This is a genomic window from Devosia sp. (assembly GCF_040509215.1).
Lineage (GTDB): Bacteria > Pseudomonadota > Alphaproteobacteria > Rhizobiales > Devosiaceae > Devosia.
Genome location: NZ_JBEVLL010000184.1, coordinates 1 through 12108, shown reverse-complemented (window position 1 = coordinate 12108; position 12108 = coordinate 1). Strand labels below are relative to the sequence as shown.

General features: G+C 61.2%; 8 protein-coding genes and 1 pseudogene. 7 read left to right on the top strand and 2 right to left on the bottom strand.

The window, feature by feature from the left end:
• Together ABW043_RS10260 and ABW043_RS10255 are read left to right on the top strand one after the other, a co-directional pair.
• Positions 1-891 (top strand): annotated as a pseudogene (locus tag ABW043_RS10260) (glucans biosynthesis glucosyltransferase MdoH); the annotation flags it as partial.
• Positions 884-2092 carry an OpgC family protein gene (locus ABW043_RS10255; RefSeq protein ID WP_353921114.1) on the top strand — a complete coding sequence of 403 codons (1209 nt, stop codon included), beginning with the start codon at positions 884-886 and terminating at the stop codon, positions 2090-2092. The pseudogene ABW043_RS10260 and the gene ABW043_RS10255, both read left to right, overlap by 8 nt.
• Here ABW043_RS10255 and ABW043_RS10250 read toward each other — a convergent pair.
• Positions 2089-3105, bottom strand: coding sequence for a LacI family transcriptional regulator (locus ABW043_RS10250; protein ID WP_353921113.1), 1017 nt, complete (start codon positions 3103-3105; stop codon positions 2089-2091). The two genes, ABW043_RS10255 and ABW043_RS10250, sit on opposite strands and share 4 nt — an antisense overlap.
• Before the next feature lie 292 nt (positions 3106-3397).
• Between ABW043_RS10250 and ABW043_RS10245 the strand changes: the two genes are divergently transcribed.
• From ABW043_RS10245 to ABW043_RS10225, 5 genes are all read left to right on the top strand, one after another.
• Positions 3398-4714, top strand: coding sequence for an extracellular solute-binding protein (locus tag ABW043_RS10245; protein WP_353921112.1), 1317 nt, complete (start codon positions 3398-3400; stop codon positions 4712-4714).
• Between the two features lie 202 nt (positions 4715-4916).
• Positions 4917-5807 carry a carbohydrate ABC transporter permease gene (locus tag ABW043_RS10240; protein ID WP_353921111.1) on the top strand — a complete coding sequence of 297 codons (891 nt, stop codon included), beginning with the start codon at positions 4917-4919 and terminating at the stop codon, positions 5805-5807.
• Positions 5807-6616, top strand: coding sequence for a carbohydrate ABC transporter permease (locus ABW043_RS10235; protein ID WP_353921110.1), 810 nt, complete (start codon positions 5807-5809; stop codon positions 6614-6616). Before ABW043_RS10240 ends, ABW043_RS10235 begins: the two co-directional genes overlap by 1 nt.
• Positions 6613-9807 (top strand): alpha-mannosidase, encoded by a 3195-nt coding sequence (locus ABW043_RS10230; RefSeq protein ID WP_353921109.1) that lies wholly within the window; start codon positions 6613-6615, stop codon positions 9805-9807. Before ABW043_RS10235 ends, ABW043_RS10230 begins: the two co-directional genes overlap by 4 nt.
• Before the next feature lie 10 nt (positions 9808-9817).
• Positions 9818-10873: an ABC transporter ATP-binding protein gene (locus tag ABW043_RS10225; RefSeq protein ID WP_353921108.1), complete on the top strand. Its 1056-nt coding sequence runs from the start codon at positions 9818-9820 to the stop codon at positions 10871-10873.
• A gap of 170 nt (positions 10874-11043) precedes the next feature.
• Here the strand turns inward: ABW043_RS10225 and murQ are convergent, their stop codons facing one another.
• Positions 11044-11976, bottom strand: a complete 933-nt coding sequence (murQ, locus tag ABW043_RS10220; RefSeq protein ID WP_353921107.1) for an N-acetylmuramic acid 6-phosphate etherase — start codon at positions 11974-11976, stop codon at positions 11044-11046.
• Positions 11977-12108 lie beyond the last annotated feature (132 nt).

Below are 12108 nucleotides of genomic sequence, written 5' to 3'. Positions count from 1 at the left end.
CATATTTTGAGCCACGACTATGTCGAGGCGGCGCTTCTGGCCCGTGGCGGCTGGAAGGTGGAGGTTGATCCCGAGCTGCTTGGTTCTTTCGAGCAGGGTCCGGAAAACCTCATCGAATATGCCAAACGTGACCGGCGCTGGTGCCAGGGCAACCTGCAGCATCGCCGGTTGATTGCGGCGCCGGGCCTCAAATTCTGGAGCCGGTTTACCTTCGTCCAGGGCATCATGGCGTACCTCGCCTCCCCGCTCTGGCTGCTGCTGATGGCCGCGAGCCTGCTCTCGAGCCTCATTCCCGATAGCGGCGGCGATCGTTGGGGCGCGACGCCCTGGATCATTGGCATCGGCGTGCTGACCACACTCCTCCTTCCCAAGTTCGCCATTGCGCTGCGTGGGGCCATGGACGGCACCAATACGGCATTCGGCGGCTGGCGGATCATTCCGTCGGTTTTGAGCGAGATCGTCATTTCGACGATCATGGCTCCGGTGCTGCTCGGCTTCCAGAGCCGGGCCGTGTTCCAGATCCTTTTCGGCATGGATGGCGGCTGGCCGGCGACGGAGCGTGACGCCAAGGCCGTGCCGCTGAAGACGGCCTTCTCGGCAAGCTGGTGGATCGTGCTGACGGCGCTCGCTGCGCTGGCCTTCATGGCCTATGCCGGGCCCGCCTTCCTGCCCTGGCTACTGCCGGTGGCGGGCCCTGCCCTCCTCGCGCCCTTGGTCATATGGGCCAGTGCCCGTGGCGGCGACCGACCGGTGAGCACGTGGCTGTTTTCGACCGCGAACGAGCGCGCGCCAAGCCCGATCATCGTCGAGGCCAATGGTATCCTCGCGAGCTGGCGCGCGACCGAGCCGGTGCTGACGACAAGCCTTGCTGAAGTCGCCGTCCATGCTTGAGCGCAAAGCGACTGTCTGGGATCGTATCCCGGGCCTGCGTGCCATTGCGGCCGGCCCTGCGCCCCTGCCCCCGGGCGGGCGCGACGAGCGGCTCGACATGTTCCGGGGCCTGGCGCTCGTGATGATTTTCATTAATCACGTGCCGGGCACTGTATTCGAGGCTTTTACCAACCGCAATTTCGGCTTTTCGGACGCGGCGGAAGCGTTTGTCTTCATGTCCGGTGTCGCGGCGGGGCTCGCTTATTCGGGTGCGTTTCTCAAGAAGGTTCCGCTATGGCTGGCTGTGGCGCGGCCCTGGGCACGGGCGCGGCAGCTCTATTTCGTGCACCTGACGCTGACCTTCATCTTCCTCGGCACCTTTGCCGCGGCAGCGCATTTCTTCGGGCTCTATGAGCTACTAGAGACCAATAACCTCAAGGCACTGGCGCGGGAGCCGCTGGCGACGCTGGTGGGCATTCCGCTGCTGACGCATCAGTTCGGCTATCTCAATATCCTGCCGCTCTATCTGACGCTTTTGCTGGTGACGCCTGCGCTGATCGTGGCGGGTTTGAAAAAGCCCTATTGGCTGGTGGCGGGCTCGGTACTGCTCTGGCTTGTCGCGGGCACCTTCCGGCTCAATTTTCCGAACTATCCCAATTCGGGCGGCTGGTTCTTCAATCCATTTTCCTGGCAACTGGTGTTCGTGATCGGGCTTGTGGCCGGCATGGGCATGAAGCTTGGGAAGCGGGCCTTTCCGGCCCATCCAATCGCGTTTCTGGTCGCGCTCGGATTTCTGGTGCTATCGCTTTTGTGGATGAAGGTGTCGCCGGTGGGCGCCATGGGCAATGGCGTGTTGCGCTGGCTCTGGCAGATGGGCGCGCCGTTCCACATCCACTCCTTCGACAAGACCTTCCTGTCGCTGCCGCGGCTGCTGCATGCGCTGTGCCTTTTCTATGTGCTGGCGTCCATTCCGGCCATGCAGGGCATTGCCGCCTCGCGCATTGCCTCGCCCTTCAGGGCTATGGGCCGGCAGGGCCTTGCGGTGTTTGCCACCGGCACGGCGCTGAGCCTCGTCTTCCAGGCTGTAAAGGCCGGGGTGCCGGAAAGTGCGCTGACCGATGCGGCAATCCTGGTCGTCGGGCTCTCGATCCAGATCGGGCTGGCCTATGCGCTCAACCACACGGTCAGGATGAAAGCGGCGCTGGCCAAGGCGAAGGCCTAGCTGCTCCGCCAATGCGGCTGTGGCTCGGCGAGGGTCTGCAGTTCCTTGACCGGCGCGCTCTCGATACGGCGCAGCAGCAGGCGGGTCAGTTCGCCGCCGGCGGCAAAGACATCCTCGCGAATGCTGTCCATTTGCGGGAAGAGCGTGGGCAGGATGCCCGAGGTCTGCTTGTAGATCAGTTGCACTTCGCGCCCGAGGGTCACGCCGCCCTCGGTGAGGCCACCGACCAAGGCGATGGTGCGCATCTCGCTATCGGAAATGATGCCGTCGGGGCGATGGGGATCGGCCGCCAGATCCAGGCCGACGCGGCGCATTTCGGCGGGGCTCAGGTTGAACGTGCCTTCAAGCACGCGCGCCTCGATGCCGACGCGCGCCGCCTCCTTGCGGTAGGAGGTGACGATGTTGTGGTAGTTGGTGGTGCTGTCATCGCCGATGACCAGAAGGATGTCCTTGCAGCCCTTGGCGGCGAGGCGCTTTACGGCGAGCGCGGCGAACTCCTCGGAATGGAAGTCGTGATAGGCGTGCGGCGTATAGAACTCCGTGCGCCCGTGGCTGACGAAGGGGAAGTCCGCATCGATCATCATCTGCACGCGCGGATCGCGCGGGCCGGTATGGGTGATGATCACCCCGTCGGCCGTGCGGTTGGAGAGGATGTAGTTGATCGTCTCGGTGCTGTTCTGGCGCTCGAATTCGGGGATCACGGTCAGGTGGTAGCGGGTGCCGGTGATGGCGTGGCCGATGCCCTGGATCATGTTGCGGGCAAAATCGATGGAGTCTTCGGAGCCATCGAGCACGAGGGCAATGACATTGGTCTTGCCGGTGCGGAGGCGCACGCCGGCGCGATCAGGCACATAGCCGAGAGACTTGGCGGCCTCGTTGACCTTGTCGCGCGTTTCCTGCTTGAGCGTGGTGCCGCCTCGCAAGGACAGGGACACGGTGGAAAGGCTGAGCCCGGTTACCTCCGCAATGGTCTTGAGCGTTACGCGGCTATTGGCCTTGCCGATTTTCTTCAAAGTCTTTTGCTGCTCTTGGCGTTTCCGCCTTCGATTTTACACGGGCGGACGCTCAAACCAATGGCCAATTTTTTGCAACGTTTTACATTTTTGCCCACAGTGTGAAATCGATGTAAATTTCAACTGACCATTGAAATATAACACTAAAATTTGCGATAGGTCAGCAATGATGTCAAAATCAGAAAAGCGTTTGCAACGTTGCAAGACATATGATTACGTCGTGCCGTTCGGGATGAGGAGGTTCCGGACAATGCCGCACCGATAAGCGGCAGGAGCAGCAGAGGAGGAGTTGATGCTCAGAACTGGCTTTCTGACGACGGTGGCCGCCATGGCTTTGATGGCAGCGTCCGCGATCCCCGCGCAGGCGGAAGTATCGTTCATGTATCCCGAATGGCTGGCGGCCCTGGTCGAACCGGGCATCGAGGCATTCGAGGCCGAGACGGGTGAAACCGTCAATGCCATCAAGCTGCCGGGCCAGGGCTATGACCAGCGCATCGCGCTCGATCTCAGCGCCGGCACAGCTGCAGACGTCAATGTGATGGACTCCTTCATGGTCAGCGAACTGGCTTCGGCCGGTTATCTGCTGCCACTCAACGAGCCGCTCGCCGGCTGGGACCAGTTCGAGCCCTATATGAAGGGCCTCTTGGAAGTCGCGTCCTATCAGGGTGAGGTCTATGCCCTGCCCACCGATACCGACGTGCGCATGCTCTGGTACGATCTGAGCAATTTCGAGAAGGCCGGTATTCCGACCCCATGGGAGCCCAAGAGCTGGGCCGACATTCTCGATGCCGCCCAGAAGCTCAAGGATGCTGGCGTACAGTATCCATTCCAGCTGCCGGCCGGCACCAAGCAGGCGGAAGCGGCCACCATGCAGGGCGTCTATATGGCGCTGCTCGGCGCCGACGTGCCCGAAGGCGACCGCAATCGCCTCCTCAAGCGCGACACCAATCAGTGGATCGGCGACAGCCCCGGCCTGCGCCGCACCTTCGATCTCTACCACCAGGTTTATGCCGAGCGCGAACTGAACCCGGCCGACCTCAACTACGCCACCGATATCGGCGCGGCAGTGCGGGCGGCCCTCGCCAATGACCAGCTCGGAATTCTGGCTTCCGGGTCCTGGGAAGATGCGTGCCTGTGGGATTGCAACACCCCGCCGAGCCGCGAAGAACGTGATGCGCTTGTCGGCTGGACGCCCTGGCCGGGCTCGGGTGAACCCGGAACCAAGGCGACGACCAATATTTCTGGCGGCTGGGCCATCGGCGTCAATGCCAATGCCACCGACAAGGATCTGGCCTTCAAGCTTGTGACCACGATCTTCGACCTCGACAACTTCAAGGCCTGGACGCTGGCGACCCACCGCATGGCGGTGCGTACCGACATCTCGGAATCGACCGAATATATGGCCGATCCGTTCCTCGCCAAGGCGACGGCTCTGGCCGCGGACACCACCGGTCGCGATACCGTGCCCGGCTACCAGACCGTTTCTGCTCTGATCCAGCAGGCAACTTCGGATCTGGTCGATGGCGTGCCGGTGGATGAAGTGATCCAGACCTATCACGACGCCCTCGTCGACGAGTTCGGCGAAGAAGCGGTCGTGACCTACGAGTAAGCCAAACCTCCCGACGCGGCGGCGCCCAGAATGTCCTCCGGGTGCCGCCGTGACGGGTGTTTTTCCAACCGGCCACGGCGTCATCCCCGAAAGCGGGGATCTCCTCTCACTGAAACAGAGATCCCCGCTCTCGTGGGGATGACACCGGGCGCAGTCCAAGCGCCTTGGTTTGCGGAGTGTCCATGCCCAAGCGAGAAAGCCCATGAAAAACCAGGCCAATCCTTGGCTGACCGGCAATCTCTTCGTCCTAGTGCTCGGCATGTTGCCGGCGATCGTTCTCATCGGGGCGCTGCTTTATTTCACCGCCTGGGCCTTTGCCTTCTCGTTCACCGACCTGGCGCTGGTGGGCAAGAAGAGCGTTGAATGGAGCTGGGTGGGGCTCGAGAATTTCGAGCGCCTGTTCACGCGGCGAGGCTTCCTCGAATCGCTCTGGACCACCGTCATCTTCGTGTTCTTCTCGGCCATTGTCGGCCAGTCCGTGCTCGGGTTCCTGCTCGCGGCGGTACTGCGCGGCACGCAATCCTCGATCCGCAGCGTGGTGGAAGTCTGCATCATGCTCGGCTGGCTGCTGCCCGATATCGTGGCGGCGTTTCTGTGGTCGGCAACGACCAGCCAGACCGGCCTTATCAATCAGCTCTTCGTTGTGCCGTTCGGGTTCCGGCCGATCAATTTCATCAACGAATATGCCCTGCCCATCGTCACCATCGCCAATATCTGGAAGGGCACGGCCTGGTCCTACCTGCTGTTCTCGGCGGCGCTCGACTCGGTGTCGCGCGAAGTGGTGGAGGCCGCCAAGGTCGATGGCGCGACGCCGTTCCAGCGCATCTGGCTCGTGCAGCTCCCGATCATCCGGCCGCATATCGCCACCAACATGCTGTTCATCACCATCTGGACCTTCACCTATTTCCCGCTGATTTTCGCCATGACCGGCGGCGGGCCGGGGCGACAGACAGAAACGCTGGCCGTGTTCCTCTACAATCAGAGTTTTTCGCGCGGTAATCTCGGCTTTGGCTCGGCCATTTCGGTCGCCATGCTGGTTATCGTCGGCGTGCTCTCGCTCTTCTATCTGCGCCTGTTGCGGGAGCCGAAATAATGGATACCCAACCCTCTCGCCTCACCGCCATTGCGCTCGCCTTCATGGCCGTTATCTGGGTGAGCCCGTTTTCCTGGCTGATCCTCAACGCCTTCAATCCGCTCTCGACGGGCCAGCTTGAAATTCCCAAAGCCTTTGGCTTTGATAACTTCGGCATGGCGGTGAGCGGCAATGCCGGGCGGCAGTTTCTCAATTCCATCATCATTGCGGCGGGCACGGCGACGCTGTCTGTCGTCGTCGGCATTTCGGCCGCCTATCCGCTATCGCGGCTGCGCATTCCCGGACGCAATGCGCTGCTGTGGACGCTGGTGCTGCTGCGCATGCTGCCTTCGGCCGGCGTGCTGGTGCCGCTCTATTTTGCGGCGCAGCGCTCGGGATTGCTGAACCAGCTCGGCGTTATCGTCGCCCTGACCATTCTCAATCTGCCCTTCACGCTGCTGCTGCTCAAGAATTTCTTCGATACGGTGCCGATCGAACTTGAGGAGGCCGCCTATGTGGAAGGCGCCAGCCTTCTCCAGATTGTCACAAAAATCGTGTTGCCCATGTCGCGCGCCGGGATCGCGGTGGTCTGGTTCTTCAGCTTCACCGGAGCGTGGAACGAGTTCCTGCTGCCACTGATCTTTGCGCGCGTGCAGGATGCTTTCCCGATGTCGGTGGGGCTTTACGCGGCTTTCGGGCAGCAGGGCGCCATCAACTACGGCTTCCTCACGGCCTTTTCCATTCTCTACGCTGCGCCGGCGATCGGCGGCTATTTATTGTTGCGGCGGAACATGAACACAGGGTTCGCCGGTGTCGGAGTCAAAGGATGACCTATTCCAATCCCCAATCTACCAAACTTGGTCTTCTCGACGACGACCTCAAGATGGAGGGCAAGCTCCTCCGTCTCTGCGCTGACCTTGAAAAGAAGATCCGCACGCCGATCGCCAATGTGCCGTTCCAGTGGCATGTGCAGCGCGCCGATGGTTTTTCGGCTGAGCAGGCGCTGAAGGCCGACTGGCGGAACTGGGAGAAGTTCGGCCGCCATACGGTCTGGGCGAAGCACCAGGAACACACCTGGTTTGCGGCTGAAATCACTGTGCCTGAGGAAGCCAAGGGCAAGGTTTTTGTCGCGCACTTTACGAGCCAGTGGCAGGACCGGCCCGGCTCGACCGACCCGCAATGTCTCGCCTATCTCGATGGCAAGATCGCCCAGGCGCTGGATGGCAATCACACCGAACTGGTGATCGAGCGCAATGCCAAGCCGGGCAACAAGCACGTCGTGCTGGTCAACGCTTTTACGTTTTTTGATCGGCCGCTGGTTGGGTTTGAGGTCGATTTCTTCGTGCGCAATGAGCGCGCCGAAAAGCTCTATTATGACCTGCAGACCCCGCTCGATGTGGCGGTGCGGCTCTATCAGAACGATCCGCGGCGACAGGCCATTCTCAATATCGTCGAGCGCGCTTTGCGTTCGCTTGATCGGCGCGATGGGCACACCGATGCTTTCGAGGCCGGGCTACCGGCTGCCGAAAAGATCGCCAAGGAAATCTACGATCTCGTCGATACCGAAGTGCAGCCGCAGATCACGGCTGTCGGCTCGACCCATCTCGACGTCGGTTGGCTCTGGCGCGTGATGCATACGCGCGACAAGACCGGGCGCAGCTTTGCGACGGTGCTCAACCTGATGGAGGAGTATCCGCAGTTTGTCTTCATGTACAACCAGTCGGTGCTCTTCGACTTCCTGAAGCAGGATTATCCCGAAATCTGGGAGCGGATGCTCAAGAAGGTCAAATCCGGGCAGTTCGAGATTGAAGGCGCCATGTGGGTGGAGCCGGACGTCAACATCGCTTCGGGCGAGTCGCTGGTGCGCCAGATCATGCGCGGGCGCAAATTCCATATCGAACATTTTAAGGTGACGCCCAAGACGGTGTGGCTGCCCGATACGTTTGGCTATTCGGCAAACCTGCCGCAGATCATGGAAAAGTCCGGGCTCGAGTATTTTGTGACCTCGAAGCTGAGTTGGAACGACACCGACCGGCATCCCTATGACACGTTCTTCTGGCGTGGCATCGACGGGACCGTCACCAAGGCGCAGCTCATCACTGCGCAAAGGTATGACAGCGAGCAGATTTTCACTACCTATAACGGCGACCTGTCGGTCTCCGAGACCATGGGTGCATGGAAGCGCTATGAGCCCAAGGCGGCCTATAATGAAGTCGTCATGTCCTATGGCTATGGCGACGGCGGCGGCGGACCGACCCGCGCCATGATCGAGCGCGGCACGCGTCTCGAGCGCGGTATTCCCGGCGCGCCCAAGGTGAAGCTTGAGGGGATCGTTCCGTTCCTTGATCGGTTGGGTAAGGCGATGGATGCCAACCCGGCGAAATTCCCGACCTGGAATGGCGAGCTTTACCTGCAATACCACCGCGGTACGCTGACATCTGTCGCCAAGAACAAGGCGAACAATCGCAATGCCGAGCGACGGTTGCGTGAGCTGGAATTTTTGGGCGCCATGGCGCTGAGCCAGGCGGGGCATGCCTATCCCTCTGAAACTCTGGCTGAATTTTGGGAACTGGTGCTTATCAACCAGTTCCACGACATCCTCCCGGGCACGTCCATTCCCGAGGTCTATGTCGATAGCGACAACGAATATGGGCGGATCTTCTCGACGCTGAGTTCCCAGAATGGGCCGTGGCATGCGGCGGCACAGGCTTTTGCCAAGCCCGGTGCCGATCAGCTTCGCGTGCTCAATTTCACCAGCCAGAACCGGACGGAATTGGTCAGCCTTGGCCATGTCGGCGCGGGCAATGGGCTGGCGACGGCCGGCGGCACGGCGCCGATCCAGAAGATCACCCGCGCCGATGGCACGAACGAGAACGTTGCGCCGGTTGGCAATATCGGGGCTTTGGGCTGGACGGCGGCGCAGGTTGTCTCCTCGGCTCCGGCGACGAAGAGCACTTTGTCGGTTTCCGAAAAGCACCTCGAGAACGAGTTGATCAAGGTCAGCTTCGACAAGGCGGGCGAAATCAGCTCGATCTTTGACAAGACGCGGCAGCGCGAGGTGCTGGCGCCGGGCAAGGCGGCCAACCGGCTCATCGCCTATGAAGACAAGCCGATGGAGTGGGACGCCTGGGACATCGACCGCTACTTCGAGGAGCAATCCTGGCCGCTGGCCGATAGTCCGACGAAGATTTCGGTGGTCGAGACCGGCCCGCATCGCGCAGCGATCCGGGTCGAGCGCAAGTACCAGAAGTCATTGATCGTGCAGGTAATTTCGCTGACTGCGGGTGCGCGGCAGGTGGAGTTCGACACCTTTATCGACTGGCAGGAACGGCAGCAGGTCATCAAGGCGCAGTTCCCGTTCGACCTCAACATTTCTGAAATCCGCTCGGAAATTCAGTTCGGTCACGTCAAGCGTCCGACGCACCGTAACACCACCTGGGACCGCGCGCGGTTCGAGGCGTCGATGCATCGTTGGGTCGATATTTCAGAGGCCGACTTTGGTGCGGCGCTGATAAATGACAGCAAATATGCCTATGATTGCCACGAGCAATCGGTGCGGCTGACGCTGGTGCGTGGCTCGACCTTCCCTGCCCCGGATGCCGATCTCGGTGAGCATCGCATTCGCTATGCGCTGTTTGTCCATGAAGGCGTGGCGGATCTGGCGCAGGTGCATCGTGCGGCGGAACGCTTCAACAATCCGGTCGCCGTTGTCGGCTCTACCTCTCCCCAGGCGCAGGCTGCCAAAGACTTTGGACAGTTTAGCCTAGCGCAGGTGAGCGGGGATAACGTCACCATCGAGACGGTGAAGAAGGCCGAAAAATCGGACGAAGTGGTGCTGCGCGTCTTCGAGCACGCCAATATCCGCGCCGAGGCAACTATCTCGTTTGGCGTGAAGGTCAAGCGCGTTCGTACGGTCAACCTGATGGAAGAGGGGCCAAGCAAGCCGTTGGAACTCAAGGATAATAGCGTCTCCTTGAGCCTGCGGCCGTTCGAAATCGCCACGCTTCTCGTGGAACTCTGAGGAGGTTCTCATGGCCGATGTCACGCTGCGCCAAGTCCGAAAATCCTATGGGTCGCTCGAGGTGGTCCATGGGGTCGATCTCGACATCAAGAGCGGGGAATTCGTTGTATTCGTCGGGCCTTCGGGCTGCGGGAAATCGACGCTGCTGCGCATGATTGCCGGGCTTGAGCCCATAACGGGCGGCGACATTTCGATTGGCGGGAGGGTGGTCAACAACGTGCCCTCGCCCCAGCGTGGCATCGCCATGGTTTTCCAGTCCTATGCGCTTTATCCGCATATGAGCGTCTATGAGAACATGGCCTTCGGGCTGAAACTTCTCAAGACGCCGAAAGAAGAGGTGGATCAACGCGTTAGGGAGGCTGCGCGGATCCTGCAGATCGATCCCTATCTCGATCGCATGCCGAAAGCATTGTCCGGTGGGCAGCGCCAGCGCGTGGCGATCGGGCGGGCGATCGTGCGCAATCCGAAGGTGTTTTTGTTCGATGAACCGCTGAGCAATCTCGATGCGTCGCTGCGAGCGCAGACGCGGGTGGAGATTGCCAAGCTGCACGATACGCTTGATGCGACAATGATTTACGTGACGCATGATCAGGTCGAGGCGATGACGCTGGCGGACAGGATCGTGGTGCTCAATGCCGGGGTAATCGAGCAGGTGGGCACGCCGCTCGAGCTCTATCGCAACCCGGTCAATACGTTCGTTGCCGGGTTCATTGCTAGCCAGCGGATGAACTTTATCCCCGTGACGCCGGAGGCTGGCGGATTGCGGCTTCCGGGTAACAGACTGCTAGCACTTGGCGGCACCGACCTGGCCAGAGTGCGAACGATTGGGGCACGACCGGAGCATCTGGAGCTGGCGAGCCCGGAAACGGCGCATCTGAGCGGGACTTTGGCCGTGATCGAACAGTTCGGCGAATATGCGCTGGCCTATGTCGAGCTGCCCGATGGGGAGACGGTGACGATCAAGCTCGATGGGGCGCCGGAGCTGGAATTGCACCAGCAGATGCATATTGGATTGCCGGGGGACCAGGTGCATCTGTTTGATGAGGCTGGGCGGGCTATCCGGTAGGCGACCATCGTAGGAACCGCGCTTGGGGCTCCACCCCCACCCGGCCTCCCCCATCTAGGGGGAGGTGAAGGGACGGTGGTTTTGACGGGAACGTGCCACACACTCGATACAGCACCTCCCCCTGGATGGGGGAGGTTGGGAGGGGGTGTCGGCGAGCGCGGCGGCCTGTCTTAACCAGCAGCCCTGGGCTGAATGCCGGCGGCGCGGCGGAGGAAGCCTTCGGAATTTTCGAGGGCGGCTTCGGCGGCGGGGCGGTCCATGCCGGTCAGGGCCATGAGGATGGCCAGTTTGACATTGTTGCCGGCGGTGACGAGCAGGCGCTCGGCTTCGTCGGCGCTGCAATTGGCGACTTCGACCAGGATGCGGATGGCGCGGGCTTCGAGCTTCTTGTTGGAGACCGAGAGGTCGACCATCAGGTTTTGATAGGTCTTGCCGATGCGGATCATGCTGGCCGTGGTCAGCATGTTGAGGACCAGCTTTTGCGCCGTGCCGGATTTGAGGCGGGTCGAGCCGGTGACGGCTTCGGGGCCGACGACGGGCGATATGGCGATTTCGGCCTGGCGGGCGATGGTGCTGTCCGGATTGCAGGAGAGCGCGACCGTGGTGGCGCCGACGGACTTGGCATAGTCGAGGCCGCCGATGACATAGGGGGTGCGGCCGGAAACGGCGATGCCGACGACGACGTCGCGGGCTTCGAGCTTTACCCGTTCGAGATCCTTGCGGCCTTCTTCGGGGGAATCTTCGGCCCCTTCAATGGGGTGACGCAGGGCGTGGTCGCCGCCGGCGATGAGGCCGACAACCATTTCGGGCGGTACGCCGAAGGTCGGGGGGCATTCGGAGGCGTCGAGCACGCCGAGACGTCCGCTGGTGCCGGCGCCGATATAGATGAGGCGGCCGCCATGGCGGAAGGCATCGACGATCTTGTCGACCGCTGCCGTGATTTCAGGCAGAACCTTTTCGACGGCTTGAGGGACCTTGTTGTCTTCCCGATTCATGGCCGCGAGTACTTCGCGGGTCGACATGAGATCGATCTCGACCGTGTCGGGATTGCGGGCCTCGGAAACCAGCGTTTCCAGCTCCGCCATCAGAGCGCTTTTTGCCATGGGTAGTCCCCTCTGTTCGCGCAAAAATGCTAGAAGCGAATATTCCTCTTGTCAATGAAATGTGGAATAGAATATTCCTGTTGATGTGGGATAGCAGGAAGTCCTGCATGACCCTATCGTTCCCCATTGCGG